General features: G+C 71.2%; 17 protein-coding genes and 2 tRNA genes. 2 read left to right on the forward strand and 17 right to left on the reverse strand.

The features are described 5' to 3' along the window. Positions 1-44 precede the first annotated feature (44 nt). A tRNA-Ala gene (locus ABZZ38_RS27065) sits at positions 45-117 on the reverse strand. Between the two features lie 134 nt (positions 118-251). Between ABZZ38_RS27065 and ABZZ38_RS27070 the strand changes: the two genes are divergently transcribed. Further along, positions 252-1,457, forward strand: a complete 1,206-nt coding sequence (locus tag ABZZ38_RS27070; RefSeq protein WP_356744571.1) for a glycosyltransferase 87 family protein — start codon at positions 252-254, stop codon at positions 1,455-1,457. On the opposite strand, the gene ABZZ38_RS27075 is transcribed toward ABZZ38_RS27070, so the two are convergent. The 7 genes from ABZZ38_RS27075 to ABZZ38_RS27105 form a co-directional block, all read right to left on the reverse strand. Continuing rightward, complete coding sequence (locus tag ABZZ38_RS27075) at positions 1,426-1,659, reverse strand: hypothetical protein (protein ID WP_026277450.1); 234 nt, start codon at positions 1,657-1,659, stop codon at positions 1,426-1,428. The two genes, ABZZ38_RS27070 and ABZZ38_RS27075, sit on opposite strands and share 32 nt — an antisense overlap. 502 nt (positions 1,660-2,161) lie before the next feature. Beyond that, positions 2,162-2,234: transfer RNA gene (locus ABZZ38_RS27080), tRNA-Ala, on the reverse strand. Positions 2,235-2,307: 73 nt separating this feature from the next. Beyond that, positions 2,308-2,961 (reverse strand): histidine phosphatase family protein, encoded by a 654-nt coding sequence (locus ABZZ38_RS27085; protein ID WP_356744628.1) that lies wholly within the window; start codon positions 2,959-2,961, stop codon positions 2,308-2,310. After that, positions 2,958-3,395, reverse strand: coding sequence for a ribosome silencing factor (rsfS, locus tag ABZZ38_RS27090; RefSeq protein WP_356744573.1), 438 nt, complete (start codon positions 3,393-3,395; stop codon positions 2,958-2,960). Before rsfS ends, ABZZ38_RS27085 begins: the two co-directional genes overlap by 4 nt. Positions 3,396-3,463: 68 nt before the next feature. Further along, positions 3,464-5,185 (reverse strand): LCP family protein, encoded by a 1,722-nt coding sequence (locus ABZZ38_RS27095; RefSeq protein ID WP_356744574.1) that lies wholly within the window; start codon positions 5,183-5,185, stop codon positions 3,464-3,466. 19 nt (positions 5,186-5,204) lie between these two features. Then, positions 5,205-5,825 carry a nicotinate-nucleotide adenylyltransferase gene (gene nadD, locus ABZZ38_RS27100; protein ID WP_356744576.1) on the reverse strand — a complete coding sequence of 207 codons (621 nt, stop codon included), beginning with the start codon at positions 5,823-5,825 and terminating at the stop codon, positions 5,205-5,207. A 52-nt stretch (positions 5,826-5,877) separates the two neighbouring features. Further along, on the reverse strand, positions 5,878-6,039 hold the full coding sequence (locus tag ABZZ38_RS27105) for a hypothetical protein (protein ID WP_356744578.1): 162 nt from the start codon (positions 6,037-6,039) through the stop codon (positions 5,878-5,880). Positions 6,040-6,302: 263 nt separating this feature from the next. On the opposite strand from ABZZ38_RS27105, the gene ABZZ38_RS27110 reads away from it, so the two are divergent. Beyond that, positions 6,303-7,361, forward strand: coding sequence for a M48 family metallopeptidase (locus ABZZ38_RS27110; protein ID WP_356744580.1), 1,059 nt, complete (start codon positions 6,303-6,305; stop codon positions 7,359-7,361). A 49-nt stretch (positions 7,362-7,410) separates the two neighbouring features. On the opposite strand, the gene ABZZ38_RS27115 is transcribed toward ABZZ38_RS27110, so the two are convergent. The 9 genes from ABZZ38_RS27115 to ABZZ38_RS27155 form a co-directional block, all read right to left on the reverse strand. Next, the gene (locus ABZZ38_RS27115) at positions 7,411-8,496 is read right to left on the reverse strand and encodes a hypothetical protein (protein ID WP_356744582.1); all 1,086 of its coding nucleotides are present in this window, start codon (positions 8,494-8,496) and stop codon (positions 7,411-7,413) included. Between the two features lie 89 nt (positions 8,497-8,585). Beyond that, positions 8,586-9,161 carry a hypothetical protein gene (locus ABZZ38_RS27120; protein WP_356744584.1) on the reverse strand — a complete coding sequence of 192 codons (576 nt, stop codon included), beginning with the start codon at positions 9,159-9,161 and terminating at the stop codon, positions 8,586-8,588. Between the two features lie 200 nt (positions 9,162-9,361). Beyond that, positions 9,362-10,663, reverse strand: a complete 1,302-nt coding sequence (locus ABZZ38_RS27125; protein ID WP_356744586.1) for a glutamate-5-semialdehyde dehydrogenase — start codon at positions 10,661-10,663, stop codon at positions 9,362-9,364. A gap of 127 nt (positions 10,664-10,790) precedes the next feature. Beyond that, positions 10,791-11,321 (reverse strand): hypothetical protein, encoded by a 531-nt coding sequence (locus tag ABZZ38_RS27130; protein WP_356744588.1) that lies wholly within the window; start codon positions 11,319-11,321, stop codon positions 10,791-10,793. Positions 11,322-11,443: 122 nt separating this feature from the next. Beyond that, positions 11,444-12,631, reverse strand: coding sequence for a glutamate 5-kinase (gene proB, locus ABZZ38_RS27135; RefSeq protein ID WP_356744590.1), 1,188 nt, complete (start codon positions 12,629-12,631; stop codon positions 11,444-11,446). A 349-nt stretch (positions 12,632-12,980) separates the two neighbouring features. After that, entirely contained in the window at positions 12,981-14,270 is a 1,290-nt protein-coding gene (locus tag ABZZ38_RS27140; RefSeq protein ID WP_356744592.1) for a glycosyltransferase family 2 protein, read from the reverse strand. A gap of 198 nt (positions 14,271-14,468) precedes the next feature. Continuing rightward, complete coding sequence (locus ABZZ38_RS27145; protein WP_356744594.1) at positions 14,469-16,616, reverse strand: hypothetical protein; 2,148 nt, start codon at positions 16,614-16,616, stop codon at positions 14,469-14,471. Positions 16,617-16,792: 176 nt separating this feature from the next. Further along, complete coding sequence (locus tag ABZZ38_RS27150; RefSeq protein WP_356744596.1) at positions 16,793-18,292, reverse strand: bifunctional cytidylyltransferase/SDR family oxidoreductase; 1,500 nt, start codon at positions 18,290-18,292, stop codon at positions 16,793-16,795. A 210-nt stretch (positions 18,293-18,502) separates the two neighbouring features. Next, positions 18,503-20,512 carry a glycosyltransferase family 4 protein gene (locus ABZZ38_RS27155; RefSeq protein ID WP_356744598.1) on the reverse strand — a complete coding sequence of 670 codons (2,010 nt, stop codon included), beginning with the start codon at positions 20,510-20,512 and terminating at the stop codon, positions 18,503-18,505. Positions 20,513-20,677: the final 165 nt, after the last annotated feature.

Genomic DNA, 20,677 nt, shown 5'->3' on the forward strand with positions numbered 1-20,677 from the left:
AGGAAGGGGCCAAGCCGATTCGGTGCGCCCGCTTTCAGGTCCTGTGGAGCTAAGGAGAATTGAACTCCTGACCTCCTGCATGCCATGCAGGCGCTCTACCAACTGAGCTATAGCCCCTTGCGGTGTGTCCTCCGCTGTGGTTTCCCTTGCGGGTTTCCCTCGCGGCGACACAGAGAACATTACACGGTCCCCCTGGTGGTTCACCAAATCGTTTACGGTCGGTAGGGCTCTGGCCGGTAGCGTCGCCCTTCGTGACCGTGACCCTGAACATGCGGGCCCGCCTCCGGGACCTGCCCATCCCCGCCGCCGCGGCGGCCTGTCTGCTGTCCTTCGTGGCCTTCTGGATGGCGCAGCGCGCCGCCAACGTCACGATGCTGGACCTGTCCGTCTACCGGGCGGAGGGCGAGACCGTGCTGGCCGGCGGCGACCTCTATGCGATGCGCGCCACATCGGCGAACCTACCGACGACGTATCCGCCGTTCGCCGCCCTCCTGTTCACCCCGCTGACGCTGCTCGGCGTGCCGGAGATGCGCACGCTCGCCACCGCCGGCAACCTGCTTCTCCTGCTGGCACTGGTGCACCTCTCGCTCCGCCTGGTGGGACGCGACCGGCGCGGGGAGGCCCTGTGGGTGGCCGCGGTGCTCGTCTGGTGCGAGCCGGTGTGGACCACGCTGCGGTACGGACAGATCAACCTGCTCATCGCGGTGGTGGTCCTGTGGGACCTGACCCGGCGGGAGAACAACCGGTGGGCCGGCATAGGGATAGGCCTGGCCACGGCCGTGAAGCTGACTCCGGGGCTGTTCGTGGTCCTCCTGCTGGCCGTGGGGGTGGCACGCGCGCGTGCGCAGGGCCGGCCCTGGAATCCATGGCTGCGCCAGGCCGCGACGGCGACCGGGGTGTTCCTCACGGTGACGCTGGTGTCCGCCGTAATCCTCCCGTACGACTCACGCCGGTTCTGGACCGAGATGATCTTCGAGACCGGTCGGGTGGGGCGGACCGAGGAAACGGCGAACCAGTCGTTGAGCGGCGTGGTGGCCCGCCTGCTGCACACCACCGATCCGGGGGTGTGGTGGCTGGCGGCCGCGGCCCTGGTGGGGGTGGCAGGCCTGGCCGTGGCGGTGGTGGCGGCGCTGCGCGGGGACCGTCCGGTGGCGGTGGTGGCGTGCGCGACGACGGCGCTGCTGGTGAGCCCGATCTCCTGGTCGCACCACTGGGTGTGGTGCGTGCCGCTGCTGATACTGCTGGCGACGAGGGTGCGTCCTGTGTGGACCGCCGCGACGGCGCTGGTCTTCGCGTCGTTCGCCCTGTGGTGGGTGCCGCACGCGCCCGCGCCCGTCCGGCTCGAACTGCACCAGAACGCGGGGCAGATGCTGCTCTCCGGGCTCTACACCCTCGTGGGGGTGGGGCTGTTGGCCGCCTTCGGGGTCACGCTGTGGCGAAGGAGTAGAACCGCTTGAGCGTGCAGTGCTCGTCGAGCAGGCGCCCGTAGATCGGCTCCCCTTCGAGCTCCCGGTAGGTCTCGATGGGGTCGCCTTTTATGATCAGCGCCCGCGCGCACTCCTCGCACCAGTACTGGTACTCGGGGTTGACCGGGTCCATGTCGCGGACGATCGGCGTACCGCTGCCGCACCAGTCGCATTTCCGCCTGTGTGCACCCATCACTCAGCTCCAGCTGTGGCCGCAGGACGTGCACACATAGGACACCCCGCCGTTGTCGCCGAGCATTTGCGCGACATGGGGGGAGCCGCACGAGGGGCAGCTGAGACGGACACTCGCCTGCGCAGCGGCGAGCCGGGCGGCCGGTTCCTCAGATGTGTCGGCGGCCATGGCGCACTCCCTCCCGTCCGGACCGTCGTCCCCCTCCGGCCGTCCGATTCTGCCATGGCCTCGCAAGGGGGGCAGCGGAGTCGGCGTACCGGCACCGTCGGCGCCCCCCATGATCGGCGCGGCGGCCGACGCGGGAGACCCGGGCATGATCGGACGGCTGAGGAAGAGTGTGCCAAAGGTGGCGACGCGGATCAGCCACCCGGGTTGGATCACGGTGGGCGCCGGCGGTACCGCGGCGCGGCTGAGCTGCGCGTATGGAGTGAGGGCAGCCTCCGGCGCCCGGCGCCGGAAAACGCGAATCCCGCCCCCTGATGGGGACGGGATCCGGTGATTGTGGAGCTAAGGAGAATTGAACTCCTGACCTCCTGCATGCCATGCAGGCGCTCTACCAACTGAGCTATAGCCCCTCGTGTTCTTCGCGCTCCGCGCTGCGAACAAGAAGAACTTTAGCCTGCGACCTGCCGGAAAGTGAAATCCGGGTCAGTCGTCGTCGCCGAGGACCGGTTCGGGGAGGGTGCCCGCGTTGTGTTCCAGCAGCCGCCAGCCGCGCGCGCCCTCGCCCAGGACGGACCAGCAGCAGTTGGAGAGCCCACCCAGCCCCTCCCAGTGGTGCGCCTCCAGGCCGAGCAGCCGGCCGATGGTGGTGCGGATCGTGCCGCCGTGGCTGACCACGACGAGGGTGCCGTCGTCGGGCAGCTTGTCGGCGTGCTCCAGCACCACGGGGGCGGCTCGGTCGGCGACCTCGGTCTCGAGCTCGCCGCCTCCGCGCCGCACCGGTTCGCCGCGCTTCCACGCGGCGTACTGCTCGCCGTAACGGCCGACGATCTCCTCGTGGGTCAGCCCCTGCCAGGTACCCGCGTACGTCTCGCGGAGCGCGGAGTCATGGCTGACCTGGTGGCCGGTGATCGCGGCCAGCTCACCGGCCGTGGCCGCCGCGCGCTTCAGGTCGGAGGCGATGATCGCGTCCGGCTTCAGCGCGGCGAGCAGCCGGGCGGCGCGGCGGGCCTGGGCGACGCCGGTCTCGGTGAGTTCGATGTCCGTGGAGCCCTGGAAGCGGCGCTCCAGGTTCCAGGAGGTCTGGCCGTGGCGCCAGAGCACGATACGGCGGCCCCTGCCGCCCTTGGTGCCGCTCAGTTCAGCTCACCGTCCGTACCGTCGGCGCCGGTGAGCCGGGCGTGCTCCTCAGCCTTGCCGCGCGTCTTCACCGCGTCCTCCGGCAGCGGCAGCTCGGGGCAGTCCTTCCACAGCCGCTCCAGGGCGTAGAAGACCCGCTCCTCGCTGTGCTGGACGTGGACGACGATGTCGACGTAGTCGAGCAGGATCCAGCGGGCGTCGCGGTCGCCCTCACGGCGGACCGGCTTGGCGCCCAGTTCCTTGTTGAGCCGCTCCTCGATCTCGTCGACGATCGACTTGACCTGGCGGTCGTTGGGCGCGGAGGCGAGCAGGAAGGCGTCGGTGATCGACAGGACGTCACTGACGTCGTAGGCGATGATGTCGTGCGCGAGCCGGTCGGCAGCCGCCTGAGCGGCGGTGGTCACGAGCTCGATGGAACGATCGGTGGCGGTCACATGCTGGCTTTCGTCGGCGGTCGGAACACCCCAAGGGTCTCACGTACCGCCGACAGCCCGGCAAACCATTACGGCACCTTGTAATCCCCGCCCAGGAGGACCGTCACGTCCGCGTTCGCGGCGGCCGTGCCCTTCTCGACGGCGTCGGCGGGCAGGCCCAGGGTTTTGGCGACCTCCTCGGCCCTCGCCTTCTGCGTCTCGTCACCGTAGATGACCTGCGAGGACGGCTCCGATCCGGCCGTACCGCCGTCGATGACGGCGTAGCCGCCGTTGACCAGGACGATCCGGGCCGCCTCGGTGGCGCCTTCCTTGCCCGACGCGTTCTTGATCCCCACGCGGACGGCGGAGCCCTGCTCGGGTGCGGTGACGGAGCCGCCGAGGATGTCCTTGACCACACTCTGCGCGGCCTCCTCGCTGAGTGTGCCGTCCTGCTGGACGGGGAGCACGGCCGTCTTGTAGTCGCCGACCTTGGCGTGCTCGGCGAGCTTGGCGAGCGAGGCGCCCAGGTCCTTCTCGGGCAGTGACGGGTCGAGGATCTGCGCCAGCGTCTCCACGGTGACGGTCGCGGCCTTCGGATCGTCGGAGATCTTGCGCAGGACGCCGTACATGACCTGTCCGAACCGTTGCAGTTGCTTGGCCTCCGCCTCGCCTGAGCCGCGGTGGGTGGCGTAGGCGACGGCCATCCGCCCGTTCAGTGTCCGGTTCTCGCCCTTCGGCACGAGGGGCGCTTCGCCCTCCTTCTCGGCGGGCACGTCGGTGTCGGTGGTGAGGTCGATGCCGCCGACCAGCTCGACGAGGTTCTCCAGGTACGGGGTGTCGAGCCGCCACGTACCGGTGATCTTCGTCCCGAGCAGCGTGCCGATGGCCTCGCGGGTGCCGGCGGAGCCGTCGTCGTCGACGGACTTGGCGAGCGTGGTGGTGGTTCCGTCGTCGTTGGCGACGGAGAGGGCGTTGGGGAGCAGGACGGTGGTGCCCTGTTCGGTGGTGACGTTGTCGACCAGGAGCGCGGTGGAGGTGTCGTCGTTCCTGGTGTTGTGCAGATGCACGACGATCACGTCGCGCTTCTGCGGGCCACCGCTCGCGGTGCCGCCCCGCGCGGTCTGCTCGTCTCCGAGACCGGGGAGCTTGCCCGCGGCCCAGAGGTAGCCGACGCCGCCGATGAGGGCGACGGCCACCACGGTGACCAGGGCGATGACCCGGTTCCGGCCGCGGCGGCGGGCCTCCTCGCGGCGCTCGGTACGGCTCTCGGTGAACTTGAGCCAGTCGATGACGTCTTCGGAGTCCTCGTCCGGGTCCTCGACGAAGGAGAACTGCTCGGTGCGGTACTCGCGGTCCGCCTCCCCCTCGGGCTCCGGGTCACGCGCCCGGCGGCGCTGCCCGGGTACGGCGGGCTGGGCCACCTCCCGCGCGGGCTCCGGCTCCGGCTCGGGCTCCTGCCGGGGCGCGGGCTCCTGCCGGGGCTCCGGCTGGGAGTACGGCTGCTGCTGGTGGGGGATCCACTGCTGAGCGGTGTTGTAGTAGCCGTCGTACCCGTACTGCGGGCCGCCCTGAGGCTGTTCCTGCTGGGGGTACGCCTCATAGGGCGGTGCCTGCTGCGGCTGGGCGTACGACTCGTATCCGTACGCCTGGGACGGGTCCGGCTGCTGCTGGTGCTGGTCCTGGTGCTGCTGTGCGTAAGGGTCGTACTCCTGCTGCGCCTGCTGGTACACCGGCTGCCCGTACGCGTCGTAGCCGACGATCTGCGGCTGCGGCGGGTAGTACGGGTCGTACGGGTGTGGCTGGTCGTTCACCGGTGCCCCTCTCCGTGGCTCATTCGCCGCGGTACAACTGGCGCTTGTCGATATAGCGCACCACGCCGTCCGGCACGAGATACCAGACGGGATCGCCCGCCGCGACCCTCGCCCGGCAGTCCGACGACGAGATGGCGAGCGCCGGCACCTCGACCAGGGACACGACGCCCTCGGGCAGCCCGTCGTCCGACAGGTCGTGGCCCGGCCGGGTCACTCCGATGAAGTGGGCGAGGGAGAAGAGCTCCTCCGCGTTGCGCCACCCCGGCATGATCTGCGAGAGCGCGTCCGCGCCGGTGATGAAGAAGAGGTCCGTGTCCTCGTTGAGGGCACGCAGTTCCCGCAGGGTGTCGATGGTGTACGTCGGTCCGTCACGGTCGATGTCGATCCGGCTGACCGAGAACTGCGGGTTGGACGCCGTGGCGATGACCGTCATCAGATAGCGGTCCTCGGCCGGGGAGACCGTCTTGTGGCTCTTCTGCCACGGCTGCCCGGTCGGCACGAACACGACCTCGTCCAGGTGGAACAGGGCGGCCACCTCGCTGGCGGCCACCAGGTGTCCGTGATGGATCGGGTCGAATGTCCCACCCATCACGCCGAGTCGGCGTTTGCCGGGACTGGTAGGCACTTCCTGGTCTCCCATGCGTGCAGAGCCTACTGGCACGGCGGCGCGCCCGGTCCCGGCGGTCGCCGGCTCAGCGGTCGCGGTTGAAACGGGTGGTGATCCACAGCAGCAGGAGCAGCGCGACGAGGGCGCCGCCACCGGTGAGGTACGGGCTGAGGCTGGCGTGGTTGCCGCCGTGCTGGGTGCCCTCGGCGAGCGTGACGAGGCTGGTGGCGGCGCTGGGGATGCTCATCTTCGGCAGAACCTATCCATCGGGAGTCGGGCGGAGACTTCGCGCACATCGTATGCGGGCGGTGCGGGCACGCTCACGCCGACTCAGGCGTTGTCATCTTCCACGGCGTTCCCGGCGTCCGTGACCATGGCGGGCCGGCGAGTCCGCGACGGCTCGAGTTATCCACAGGCCCCCGTCCCGCGGTGGTCCCAGCGCCTACTCTGAGGTTCTCTGGGGTTCTCAGGGGGACGAGGCGGGTCTCGTACGAACAGGGGGCATCATCCATGACCGACAGTGGCCACGAGAACGTGCCGAGCAGGCGACGCAAGCGCTTTCCGGGCATCTCGTCACGCGCCTACGAACATCCCGCGGATCGTTCCGCGCTCGTCGCGCTGCGCAAGCTCAGCGGTTTCGACACCGTCTTCAAGGCACTGAGCGGGCTGCTGCCGGAGCGCAGCCTGCGGTTGCTCTTCCTCTCCGACTCCGTGCGGGTGAGCGACGCGCAGTTCGCGCACCTCAACGACATGCTCCGCGACGCCTGCTACATCCTGGACCTGGAGAAGGTCCCGCCGATGTACGTCACGCAGGACCCGAAGCCGAACGCCATGTGCATCGGTCTCGACGAGCCTCTCATCGTGGTCACCACGGGCCTGCTGGAGCTCCTGGACGAGGAGGAGATGCGGGCGGTGGTCGGCCACGAGGTCGGTCACGCCCTGTCGGGGCACTCCGTGTACCGCACGGTGCTGCTGTTCCTCACCGGGCTCGCGGTCAAGGTCGCCTGGATCCCCCTCGGCAACATGGCGATCATGGCGATCGTGACGGCGCTGCGGGAGTGGTTCCGCAAGTCGGAGCTGTCGGCGGACCGGGCGGGGCTGCTGGTGGGGCAGGACGTGGAGGCGTCGATGCGCGGCCTGATGAAGATCGCCGGCGGTAACCACCTGCACGAGATGAACGTGGACGCGTTCCTGGAGCAGGCCGAGGAGTACGAGGCGGGGGGTGACCTCCGCGACTCCGTGCTGAAGATCCTGAACGTGCTGCCGCGCTCGCACCCGTTCACCACGGTGCGGGCGGCCGAGCTGAAGAAGTGGGCCGAGAGCCGGGACTACCAGCGGATCATGGACGGGCACTACCCGCGGCGCTCGGAGGACAAGGACACCTCGGTCACCGATTCCTTCCGTGAGTCCGCGACGCACTACGCCGACTCGGTGCGTACCAGCAAGGACCCGCTGATGAAGCTGGTCGGCGACATAGCCGGCGGCGCGGGCGACCTGGGCGGGAAGCTGCGCGATCGGTTCACCGGCGGTACGGGTACGGCGGGCGACAAAGCGGGGGGCGACGCCTGAGGGGGCCGTCAGGGTGAGGCCGGGCCGGTCGCCGGCGTGAGGCCGGTCGTCAGGGTGAGGGCTGGGCGCCGGGGGCCAGGGTGCCGCAGAGGGGGGTGGTGACGCGGCCGGTGGCGTACGGGTCGGTGCCCGCGGTGCTCTCGGCGGTGGCCCGCCGGCCGGCCAGCAGGGGTCGCATCTCTGGGGCCGGGTCGGTCGAGCAGGCCTGGGGACCGGCCAGCACATGGCTGGCCACCAGCTCGGCGCGGTGCATCCGCAGGTCCTCGCGGTCGAAGCGGAAGCGCAGCTCGCGGCGGACGGTGAACAGCGAGGCGTCAGCGGTGTCGCCGTCGGCGCCGGCCGGGCGCAGCGCGTAGACGAAGGTGTGGTCCGACGTCACCTCCAGGGCGTCGGGCAGCACCTCCGTGACGCGCAGCGTGCCGCGTACGCGTGGGGCGGGGTCCGCGAGGGCCACCTCGGACGGGTCGAAACGCACCAGCCAGCCGGTCGCGGCGTGCCGGCCGTCGTCGGCCGGGGACCGGGCGCTCCGGTCGAACTGTTCCAGCTGGTCGGGATCGAGCAGCAGCCGCACCGGCCGGACCTGGCCTCCGGTGAGAACCTTCGGGTCCAGCGCGGACCGCACCAGGTACTCCTTGGCGGTGCTCAGCGCCGCCACCACCTGGCTCTCGGAGAAGTGCGCGGTGCGCTTGGCGGGCGGGAGGGCGACCCCGGCGGCTCCTGAGCGGAACTGGGCGGCCGGACTGCGCGCGTACAGGTCGGCCGGCTTCCCGCCCGGGACCGCACCCTGCGGGGCCAGCGTGATGACCGTCGTCCGCAGCGGCTCGGCGCGCTGGTCGAGCGGCGGCCGGTAGGGGCGGGCGCCCAGGTAGATCGCGGCGGCGAACGCCACGGCGATCACCAGTACCAGGGCGAGCGCGCCATGCCGGGGGCCGTGTCCGGGGGCGGTGCGGGGCTGCCAGGCCGGGCGGGTGCGTACCGCCCGGGCGTGCTCGCCCATGCGTTCCTGCGCGGAGTACTCCTGGATGCGGGCAGCGCGGACGAACGACTCGTCGAAGACGACGGATCGGTACTCGTCCTCACCACCGCCGGGGAGCCCCTCGGGTGTCCCCTCAGGCGGGTCGCCACTCCCTGCCATACCTTCAGGGTAGGTCTGGGGGGCGGAGGGTAAACGCGCCGCTCGACGCCGACTTCTGTCCGGCGGTCAGGGGTTCGGGCCGTCCCGTGTCAGGGCGCGCGCGGCGCCGCCGAGGCGGGTGGGGCGGTGTACCGGGCTGAGGCCGAGGGGGCGCCGGCGCTGGGTTTGTCGATGCCGGTCGTGGCGGGCGCCGGCACCTGGTTGTCGCGGCTTCCGGAGGCGCCGCGGTAGACGGCCGTGAAGGCGAGGGCGACCATGCCGACGCCCATCAGCAGCGCCAGCACCCACGCCACCGGGCGGTGCCAGCGGGCGCTGGACCGGTACGGGCGCAGGGCCCCGCCGTGGGGACCGTACGGTCCATGGGCGCGGGTGTACGGGTCGTCGCAGTCGTCCCACCCGCTCCGGCCGTACGCCGCGGGTCCGTACCCGTCGTACGGCTCGTCGTCGCCCGCCGCGCCGCCGGACCGGGATCCGGCCGCCTCGGCGTCCGCCCGTGCCTGGGCGGCGGCGCGGAGTCGCTCCACCGCGGTCGGTTCGTGGATTTCGGCGGCCCGTACGAAGTCCTCGTCGAACACCACGGAGGCGAAGTCCTCGTCCGCGCCCCCGCGGTCGTCGTCGGGCTCCCAGCCGTCCGGAAACGGCTTGCCTCCCACGTCGTCCGGCACGCCTTCAGGGTAGACCGGGGAGGTGGCTTTGGGCAGGGAGACCGCGAAGTATCCCTGCCCCGCACCTCCGACGGCCACTACCCACCGGATCCGGCGCGGCGGCGCACGGGAAGCGGCGTCCTACCGGGCCCACCACAACAGCCCCCCACCGGACCGCAACCACCGGGCCCCCGGCCCGGGGCGCGCCCGAACAGCGGTGCCTATCGGGTGTGGCCGTCGCCCGTCACGATGTACTTCGTCGACGTCAGCTCCGGCAGGCCCATCGGGCCGCGGGCGTGGAGCTTCTGCGTGGAGATCCCGATCTCGGCGCCGAAGCCGAACTGGCCGCCGTCCGTGAAGCGCGTGGAGGCGTTCACCGCGACGGTGGTGGAGTCGACCAGCTGGGTGAAGCGGCGGGCGGCGGCCTGCGAGGTGGTGACGATGGCCTCGGTGTGGCCGGAGGACCACAGCCGGATGTGCGACACCGCGGCGTCCAGGGAGTCGACGACGGCGGCGGCGATGTCGTACGACAGGTACTCGGTCTCCCAGTCCTCCGGCGTGGCCGGTACGACGGTGGCCTTGGAGGTGTCGGCGTATTCCTGTACGCGTTCGTCGCCGTGGACGGTGACGCCCGCCGCGGCGAGGGCGTCGAGGGCGCGCGGCAGGAAGGTGTCCGCGATGTCCCGGTGGACGAGGAGGGTCTCGGCGGCGTTGCAGACGCTGGGCCGCTGGGCCTTGGAGTTGATCAGGACGTCGACGGCCATGTCGAGGTCGGCCTGGGCGTCGACGTACACGTGGCAGTTGCCGGTGCCGGTCTCGATGACCGGGACGGTGGACTCCTCGACGACGGTACGGATGAGGGAGGCGCCGCCGCGGGGGATCAGGACGTCGACGAGGCCGCGGGCGCGCATGAGCTCCCGCACGGAGTCACGGGACTCGCCGGGCACCAGCTGCACGGCGTCCGCCGGCAGCCCGGCTCCGCCGACCGCGTCGCGCAGGACGCGCACGAGGGCGCTGTTGGAGGCGTACGCGGAGGAGGACCCGCGCAGCAGTACGGCGTTGCCGGACTTGAGGCACAGGGCGGCGGCGTCCACGGTGACGTTCGGCCGGGCCTCGTAGATGATGCCGACGACGCCGAGCGGGACGCGGACCTGGCGCAGGTCGATGCCGTTGGGGAGGGTCGAGCCGCGCACGACCTCGCCGACGGGGTCGGGCAGCGCGGCGACGTCACGGACGTCGGTCGCCATGGCGCGTACCCGCTCCGGGGTCAGGGTCAACCGGTCGATGATCGACTCGCTGGTGCCGGCTTCGCGGGCGCGGGCGACGTCCTGGGCGTTGGCCTCGACGATCTCGCTCGTGCGGACCTCCAGCGCGTCCGCGATGGCGAGCAGCGCGTCGTCCTTGGCCGCGCGCGGGAGGGGCGCGATGTCGGCGGCGGCAGCGCGCGCCCGGTAGGCGGCCTGGGTGACCGGCGACATGTCGTCGTACGGCGTGATGGACGGGGAGGCGGAGTGCGAGGTCATGCCCGCAGGGTAATGCGCTTCGGGCACGCATCCATCACATATCCCGCAGTGCGAGACGCTCCGCTCACCACGTGTACGGCCCTCCGCGTACAGGCCGCCCGCCCCGGGGCCCGCCCCGTACGGGCGGTCAGTACGGGTGCACGCCGACGGGGGCGGCGGGCGGCGGGCCGTATCCCTCCGCGACCCGCAGGTGGTAGGTCTCGCGGTCGATGACCTCCAGCCCGACGATCTCCCACGGCGGCAGCTGGGCGCTCTGCCGGTGCTCACCCCACAGCCGCAGGGCCACCGCGGCCGCGTCGTGCAGGTCGCGGGCCTCTTCCCAGTACCGGATCTCGGCGTGATCGTTGGCGTAGCGGCTGGTCAGCAGGAAGGGGTGGTCGTGGGCGAGCTGCTCGAGCGCCCTCCTGACCTCCTTCAGCGGGGCCTCCTGGCCCGAGACGCTGAGGGTGATGTGCCACAGTCTCGACACCGGACGGTCCGAGGTGTGCCGGTCGGTCTCCCGGGCCGCTTCCCCACCGCGACCGGCGTCACCCGGACCGGCGTCCCCCGGACCGGCGTCACCCAGACCGGCGTCGTCGAAGTCGGGCCCGGCCTCGACACTCGTCAGGGCGCGTTCGGTCGTCCCACGGGGCAATGCCCCTGGGCGCGCTCGTCTCACCGGCGGCCTCCTGTTGATGCGTTGTCGTGCTGTCACCCCACGTGCCCCCGGGACAAAGTTGACCAGTCCGGAGAGGAACATGGGGCTGTTTTGGTGAAGGTCTCCGGAGGAAGGTGGGACTTTCAGCCGTTCTGGGGCTGGAGGACGACCAGATCGTCCCTGTGTACGACTTCTCTCTCGTATGCCGGACCCAGTTCCTTCGCGAGGTCTCGGGTGGAACGTCCCAGGAGCTGCGGGATCTCCTTGGCGTCGAAGCTGACCAGCCCGCGCGCCACGGCCCGCCCGGAGGCGTCGCGGAGCTCGACCGGGTCGCCGGCGCCGAAGTCTCCCTCGACGGCGGCGATGCCGGCCGGGAGCAGCGATTTCCTGCCGTCCACCACGGCCCGTACGGCGCCCTCGTCGAGGATCAGGGCGCCCTGCGGGGTGGAGGCGTGGGCCAGCCAGAGCAGCCGGTCGGCGGAGCGGCGGCCGGTGCGGTGGAAGTAGGTGCCGGTGTCGTGGCCGGCGAGGGCGTCGGCGGCCCGGCCGGCGGAGGTCAGGACCACGGGGATGCCGGCCGCCGCGGCGATCCGGGCGGCCTCCACCTTGGTGACCATGCCCCCCGTGCCGACCCCGGCCTTGCCCGCCGAGCCGATCTCGACGCCCGCCAGGTCGGCCGGGCCGCGCACCTCCTCGATCCGCGAGGTGCCGGGCTTGCTGGGGTCACCGTCGTAGAGCCCGTCCACATCGGAGAGCAGCACCAGCAGGTCGGCGCGGACGAGGTGGGCGACGAGCGCGGCGAGCCGGTCGTTGTCGCCGAACCGGATCTCGTCCGTGGCGACCGTGTCGTTCTCGTTGACGATCGGCAGGGCGCCCATGGCCAGCAGCTGGTCGAGGGTGCGGTAGGCGTTGCGGTAGTGGGCGCGGCGGCTGGTGTCGTCGGCGGTGAGCAGCACTTGGCCGACGCGTACGCCGTAGCGGGCGAAGGAGGCGGTGTAGTGGGCGACGAGCAGGCCCTGGCCGACGCTGGCGGCGGCCTGCTGGCGGGCCAGGTCCTTGGGGCGGCGGGCGAGGCCGAGGGGCGCGAGCCCGGCGGCGATGGCGCCGGAGGAGACGAGGACGATCTCCTTCTCGCCGCCCGCCCGTTTCCCGCCACCACCCTTGACCGAGGCCCTTCGGGCCGCCCCCTCGTCGCGGACCGTGGCGAGTACGTCGACGAGGGCGTCGACGCGGTCGGCGTCGAGGCCGCCGGAGGCGGTGGTCAGGGAGGAGGAGCCGACCTTGACGACGATCCTGCGGGCTTCCGTTACGTACTGCCTTGCCACTGTCACGTGCGAAATCTATGCCAGGGGCGGGTCCCGGCGCGCGCGCATTCCATTCGTTGGACAGCGCGGTGGACAGCCCGTCGGCAGCGCGTTGAACAGCCTGATCGGCAGCGCGGTGCACAGCGCTGCGGGTGGTCGGTGGCCGGGTCCGCGGGCCGCTTCCGGGGGCGGGAACGCGCCGTGATCGCGTCCCCGGGCGGACCGTCCCCCTTCTCATCGACCGTGGGGCGCGGGCCAGTTGCGTTTCGGCCTAGGTCGGGCGGCCGGGCAGAAAGGGCTGATTCTGATCGGTGCGATACGGCGGCGGGAACCCGGCGTCCCCACCCGCGAGCCGACCGCCCGCCCCGCTCCCGCGTCAGGCCGGCTCACGCACTTCCGGCGCGCCCTGCCCGCCCTTCGTCTCCCCGGTGCGCGCCCCCACCACGCCCGGCCGTCCCGGTTCCGTCCGTCGCTCGCCGGGCCGGCGCAGCCCCAACCGGCGCAGGACCCGCCCCGCCACGCGCCGTGCGCGCCGCACCAGGCGCCCCGCGGTGGCCCGCGCCGCGCTCCGCCCGTCCGGCCCGAGGACCTCGTACGCCGCGTCCGGAATGCCTGCCTCCGGGTCCCGGAAGTGCGGGTAGGCCAGGTACTGCCGGCTCCAGCGGCGTACGCGCTCCGGCGGCGTCCCGGCCTTCAGGAAGGTCACGACCTCCCGCAGCACGTCAGGCTTGTTCAGCGCCACGCACGTGAGGCGCAGCCGGTCCTCGGTCTTCAGCCGCCGCGCGACCCCCGGCGTCCAGTACGCGGCCATCAGCGGCGCGGCCAGCTCCATCTTGCGCCGCAGCACCTCGTCGGACTGCCGGAGCAGGACGGGCCCGAACTGCGGCAGCAGCGTCACGATGAACGGCCTGAGCATGAGCAGATCGCGCTTCTCCCCCTGGGGCACATGCCGGGCGATCAGCTCCATCAGCGCCTTCGCCGAGTCGAAGCGCAGGGTGTAACTCCCGGTCTTCGTCACCTGCTTGCCGTCCTCGCGCCCGACGAGGTAGTAGCAGACGTAGTCGGCGACCACCGAGACGCCGTTGCCGCGCAGATACGCCTCCAGCGTGAACAGGGCGTCCTCGCCGGTGCGCAGGGACTCGTCGAACCGCATGCCGTGGCGGACGAGCAGCTCGCGCCGGAACAGTTTCTGCGCGCTCAGCGTGTACTTGACGTTCGACGTGTAGATGTCGGCGCGCTCGACGGTCCGGCCCCACATCGACTTCGCGGCGTTCCGGTTGACGCCCACGGTCTTGCCGAGCACCACGTCGGTGCCCGCCTTGTCGGCCATGGCGACGAGCCGTTCGAGCGCCTCCTCGCCGAGGTGGTCGTCGGCGTCGAGGAAGAAGACGTACCTGCCGCGGGCCAGCTTCAGTCCGGTGTTGCGCGGGCCGCTGGGGCCACCGGAGTTGGCCTGCCGGACGACCCGCATGGGCAGAGCGGTACGGGCGGCGAACTCCTCCAGGTACTCCCCCGTGCCGTCCGTCGACCCGTCGTCGACGGCGATGAGCTCGATGCGATCGGCGCCGATCGTCTGCGCCTCGACCGAATCCAGGCACTTGACCAGGTACGGCATGGCTTCGTAGGCCCCGACGATCACGCTGACATCGGGAGTGTTCTGAGGCATCGGCACCCACTGCGGCGGTAAGCGGTAACGGACGACGGTCGTCCCACATGGTGCCCCCGCTGTGTATCACCGGTGTGACGCCGCGCACAACGGCCCGTAAGTCCCCTTCTTACGAGGGACTTTCGGGCCGTTGCGTGTACGTCCGCGTTGCCGTGGCGGGTACGTCTCCGCTGCCGACGCGTGGGCGTCGCCGCCGGGTCAGGGTGCGACGGCTGTGGCCTCCTCGGTCTCCTCCGCGCCCTTCTCCGCCACGGTGTCCGCCGGGGCCGCGCCCGCGGCGCCCTCGGCCTCCTGGTCGAGTCCGCCGATCCGCTGATCGGCCAGCCGCTGCGCCACACCGCTGTTGCGGGCCTCCGCCTTGGCCGCGAGCGCGCGCACCGCCGCGTTGAACTGCTCCATCGACGTCGGCTCGTCCGGGCCCAGCAGGTACCGCTTGAGCACGCGCCGGTCCGCCGCCAGCCGGTCGGCGGCCGGGTCGGCCACGGCGGCCAGCAGCTCATCGAGCTCGGCGGCGCTGTTGGAGAGGATGACCGCGGCCCGGACCGCCGTGTTCTGCCGCTTGAACTCGTCCGCGCCCAGCTCGGCCGAGTCCGTCACCGCGTACGGCTTACCGCTCGCGATGAAGTCCGACACGACGCTCGAGATGTCGGAGACCATGCCGTCGGACTCGTTGAAGCAGTCGTACAGCTTCGGCTCGGCGCCGGTGACGACCCGGTGCTCCCACCAGCCGAAGGAGCGCCAGTAAGCGTCGTTCCACTCCTCGCGCAGCTGCTTGATCTCGGCGAGGCGCTGCGGGTCGGCCAGCGAGACGCGTGACTCCTCGGCCTCGTCCCCGCCCTTGCGGCCGGGGGCGGCGAGCGCGGCGATACGGCTCTCGACACGGGCCAGCTCCGCGCGCGCCGCGGCCTGTCCGGCCTGCGCCGTGGCGGCCTCCTTCACCCAGCGCGGATCGGCGGCGCGCTGGGCGTTGGCGGCGGCGACCATCTTCCGCAGCCGCTCGTCGACGGCCTTGGCCTTCTTGTCGACCAGCCCGGTGAAGGGGTGCGGCTTGTAGATCACGCGGACCGGGCCGGGGGCGTTCAGCAGCCGCCTCATGATGTTCTCGCCGGCCAGCAGCAGCGAGGTGTTGCCGGGGTTGCCGTCCCAGCCTTCCCAGGTGGGGGCGTAGAGGATGGTCGGGATGGGGTTCTTCGGGGTGCCCGTCCCGCGCTTGATCGGCGCGAGCTGCGGGCGGCCGACCTCGACGATGTCCTCGTCACGGACGCCGACGTCGGCCAGCGCGTACCGGTCGCGTCCGGCCTGCCCGGCGGTCCACACCTCGTCGTACACCTTGGAGAAGGGGTTGACGCTGGCGAGCTTGTCGCTGTCGCCGTGCCCGATGAAGACGTGCTTCATGGTCGGGACGCGCAGCATGTGGATGTTCTTGCCGACGTTGGCGGCGTAGAGCGTGACGCGGATCGAGGAGAAGTCCATCGCCATCAGGTGCTGCCCGCCGGGCACGCACAGGATCGGCACGGAGGTCGGCTGGAGCTTCTTCACCAGGTTGCGCTCGCGCATGATGATGATCGGCCGCCCGTCGATCTGCTCCATCGTCTCCAGCCACATGTTGACCTGGTACGCGGAGTCGTCGGAGCCGGAGAAGTACAGCGCGACGGTCGGCTGGTACTCGCGCAGCCAGGTGCCGACGGCCTTGAGGACCGCGCCGGCGGCGGGGACGCGGCGCCTGCGGCGGAGGTACGGGACGAGGACCGCGGTGTAGAGCAGTCCCAGCGCGAGGGTGGTGCCGACGCCCGCGTATGCCACAACGTTTTTGCCGGTGGCGGCGGCGACGATCACCCCGGCCATGGCCGGGATGTCGAGGTGCAGCATCTTCTCGGCGGACCGGTCCAGCAGCGCCCGCGGCGGGGCGTCCGGGATGCGCACGGCGTGCAGGTCGACGTTGCGGGTGACGACCGGCATGGCGCGGCGCAGCCGGATCAGCGTGGCGAGGGCGCCCTGGGGGGCCTGGAGGCCGTAGAAGAGCAGGAAGCAGGCGACCGCCGCGTAGAAGACCGGCTGTTCGGCGAGGTTCTCGCGGGCGAGGAGCAGGATCAGCAGCAGCTGGCGCAGCAGGAAGCGGATCGGCAGCCCGGCGCGGACCTTGCTCAGCCGGTTGACCAGGTAACTGTTCTTCTGGTGCAGATACCAGTCGGCGACATAGGTCACGGCACCGGCGGCCGCGAAGAACCAGAGGTTCGGGATCAGCGCGGCGAGCATGACGCACGGGTAGCCCAGTCCCATCAGGACTGCCGCGGCCAGCTCTGACCCGCTGCCCACGCGTGCCAGGCGAATGGCGGTCGAAATCACGAAGAACCTGCTCCAGAGAGGGGATGCCGGTTTATTCACATCGGGGTTCACATCAAGGTTCATGAACCCTCGGGGGTTCGGAACCGGGGGTGCAAATGCGCGGGCCCCTGTATGCGCGGTGAAGCGACACAGAGGCCCGGAATGCACAACTGCACATCAAAACGATCCAGCGAGTATTACACATCTCCCTGGCGGTCCAGCACGGACGCCAGGGCCTGCTCGAACCCCGACGCCTCGCTCGCGCCGGCGGTGGGGTCCTGCTGCCGTACGTCGATGACGTGGCCGGTGAGCTCGGACAGCAGCACGTCCAGCGAGGTCCGGGCCACGGCCTCGGAGGACAGCAGCGAGCCGGCCGGCTCCTGGCCGAACGCCTTCGTGCGCATGGGGGTCGCGGTGCGCTCGGGGTTGACGCAATTCACCCGGATTCCGTCGCCGGCCCATTCGTCGGCGAGGGCCTGGGTGAGATTCACCATGGCGGCCTTGGTCGAGGAGTAAAGGCTGTACTCGGCGCGGCCACGGGTGTAGCTGGAGGAGGTGTAGAGGAGCAGCTGCCCCTTGGTCTCCACCAGGTACTTGTACGACGCACGGGCGATGTGCACGGGCGCCAGGTAATTGACGTTCAGCGCTTCCTGAATGGTCGCGATGTCGGTCTCGGCCAGCTTGCCGATGCGCAGCACGCCCGCCGTGTTGATCACGTAGTCGATGCGGCCGCTCTCGGCGTAGGCCTTGGAGAGCGCCTCCTCGACGTGCTCGGGGTTCTCCACATGGGTGCCGGTGGTGGAGCGGCCCAGGGCGTAGACCGTGGCGCCGTAGCGCTCGGCGAGCCGGGCGATGTCGGCGCCGATGCCGTACGAGCCGCCGAAGACGACGAGGGTCCTGCCGGACAGCAGCTCGCGGTAGGCGGCCTCGTCGGCCTGGCGGGGGGCGGCGGTGGAGGCCAGCTGGAACAGCTTGTCGGCGATGAAGACGTCGACCGGCTGGGTGACCTTCATGTTGTACTCGTCGCCCGGCACGACGTGGATCGGTACGTCGGGCAGGTACCTCAGCACGACCGAGCAGTCGTCGGTGGCCTGGAAGTTGGGGTCGCCGGCGGCGATCTCGTACGCCCTGCGGATCGTGGACAGCTTGAACGCCTGCGGGGTCTGGCCGCGGCGCAGCCGGGAGCGGTCCGGGACGTCGGTGATGAACTCGCCGTCCTCGCCGTGCGTGCGGGTCACGATGATGGTGTCCGCGGACGGGATGGCGACGTCGACGGCCTGGTAGCGGTCGAGGGCGTCGACACAGTCCTTGATCACACGCTGTGACAGAAGCGGACGAACCGCGTCATGGAAGAGGACGTTGCGGTCCTCACCCTCCACGAGACCCTCACCGAGTGCGCGGATGGCCCGCTCGGTGGTTTCGTTGCGGGTGGCGCCGCCCTCCAGGACCCGGGTGACCTTGGTCAGCCCGGCCTTGGCGATGATCTTCTCCACGTCGGGCACGAAACCCGGTGCCATCAGCACGATCACGTCGTCGACGCACTCGGCCTGCTCGAAGATCGTCAGCGTGTGCTCGATGACGGCCTTACCCGCGATCTTCAGCAGCTGCTTGGGGATCGCGAGGCCCACCCGCTGACCGGTACCCCCGGCGAGCACGACTGCTGTGGTGCGGGTCTTGGCTTCATGCGGCGCTGACACAGGACGACCTACCTTGCGACGACGGGGGGACGGGGCTGATGGTCGCACTCTCCGTGACCGTCTCGCAAGACGGACAGAGGGCGCCCCACACCGGCCCGACACCGGATGTTCACCATGTGGCCAGGCAAGTTGATTCCCGGGGCGGAAAGGCGTTCGGTGACCGACACCACACACGTCACGGCGGTCCGTGACGGCGCGGTGCGGAAGTGGTTACGAGACGGGGACATCGGCGACGTTCACCAGCAGGTCATTGGTGTTGGCATAGGTGATGCGGACCCGGACGAACTGCTGCGGCCGGCCGCGGAGCCTGCGCGCGACGATGCGGAGCAGGGCGTACGGGCGCTTCTTGCGCAGTCGCGTGACGGGGTACGCGAAGACGGGGCTCTTGTCGACGACGTCGTCGAGCACGCGGGCGATGCGGGCGGGCTCGGCGTCGGGGGCGTACCGCACGAGCAGGTCCCACCATTCGTTGGCGGTGCTCTGGCGGGCGGCGGGGCCGTCGGCGGGGAAGGTGAAGCGGAAGCCCCGCTCCCCGTGGCGGGTGCCGGGGTGGGTGAGGTCGACGGAGCCCTTGCCGCGGCGGCGCAGGATCAGGACGGGGTCGTCCCGCAGGGCCGCGCCCATGAGTTCACCGGAAACGGTGATCTTCCCGGCGGAGACCCGGACCTCGCCGGCCTCGGCGTGGACGGGGCGGACCCAGGAGCGGAGCAGCAGGTGCTTCGTGGGCTTGCCGGCGTAGGGGACGAGGTGGCATACGCCGTCCTGCGCGCGCGCCGTCGCCCTCATGGCGCCGCGCTGGTCCACGGACCGGGCGGTGATGCGTACGCGGCGCCCGGAGCCGGGCAGCCGGACCGAGCACTCCCACACGCCCTCGCCGAACGGGTCGCCCGCCGGGATGGTGGCGCGCCCGTCCGGGCCGAAGGGGTAGCGGTGCTCGTCGGTGCGGACATCGGTGCGGACGCAGGCCAGCTCGACGCCCGGGCGCGGATCGAGGAGCGTGACCGTCACGGCGCCGTCCGGCTCGGCCACGCAGTCCGCGACGGGGGCGTAGGCGCCGGCCTCGGCGCGCTGGGCGGCGGCGGTGCGCAGCTCGCCGAAGAGCCTCTCGTACTGCTCGGCGACCTGGGCCGGGTCGAAGCGGCGGCCGTTGCGGAGGGCCGCCGCGCCCATCTTCCGGCGCAGTTCCTCGTCGTCGATCAGCTTCAGCAGGGCCCGGGTGACGGCGTCGGTGTCGCCGACCGGGACGAGGATGCCGTCCTCGCCGTCCTTGAGTATCTCGCGCGGGCCGTAGTCGCAGTCGGTGGAGACGACCGGCAGGCCGCAGCGCATCGCCTCGACGAGCGTCATGCCGAACGACTCGTGGCGTGAGGTCGACACGGCGATGGCGCCCTTGGCCCACTCGGGCTCGATCGGGGAGTGCGGGCCCATGAGCCGGACGCTGTTGTGCAGGCCGAGCGTGTCGATGCGGGCGCGGAGCTTCTCCTTCTCCGGGCCCCAGCCGTAGATGCGCAGGTCCCACTCGGGGCGGGCCGCGACGACCCGGGCGAAGGCGTCGATCAGTACGTGGTACTGCTTCTCGGCGGCCAGCCGCCCGGCGGCGACGATCGTGGTCCCGCTCACGTCGGAGGGGGCGACCGGCGGCTCGGGCACGCTGTTGGGGATGGCGAGCACGCGGGTGGCGGGCAGCGGCATCTTCTCCCGGTACGCCGCGGCGTCGCCCTCGGAGACGGTGACGTAGGCGTCGAGCGCGTCGAGGTGCTCGTACATCTCCTTGCGGAGGGCGGCCTTGTGGTGGTTGTGCGTCATGTGCTCCTGGCCGATGAGCACGGCGCCGGGGGGCGCGAACCGGGCGACGTACGCGGTGAGTCCGGGCCGGGTGCCGATGACGACATCGGCGTCGGAGGCCGCGTAGTGGGCGCCCACCCGCTCGTCGGTGAGCTTGCTGTACTCCTTGTGGCGCGCCTCGTGCCGGGGGAAGAACTCGGCGGGCTGGAGCTGGAGCGGGTGCTCCTTCTCGTTGGTGGGCGAGGCGGGGCGGGTGTCGACGAGCGGTACGACGGTGATGCGCGGGTCGATGTCGAAGAGCGGGATGTCCCGGTGCCGGAAGACCGACACGATCTCCACCTCGTGCCGGTCGGCGAGCTCCTCCGCGAGGTTGAGCGTGGTGCGGATGGTGCCGCCGATGCCGTAGATGGTGTGGATGAGGAAGGAGATCTTCATCAACGCTCCGTTCAGGTCTCCGGGGGCGGTTCTGCCATGGCCCCGGTAACAAGACGGCCGTTCGGAGGATTTGGTTGTGTGCGAATGGGGTAGAGCTTCACGCTTGTCAACCCCCGGGGCGGGACGGGGACCCTTCCCGGGGGTCCAGGCCCGGCTCGCCGCGCC

The organism is Streptomyces sp. NPDC006368, assembly GCF_040612535.1.
Taxonomy (GTDB): domain Bacteria; phylum Actinomycetota; class Actinomycetes; order Streptomycetales; family Streptomycetaceae; genus Streptomyces.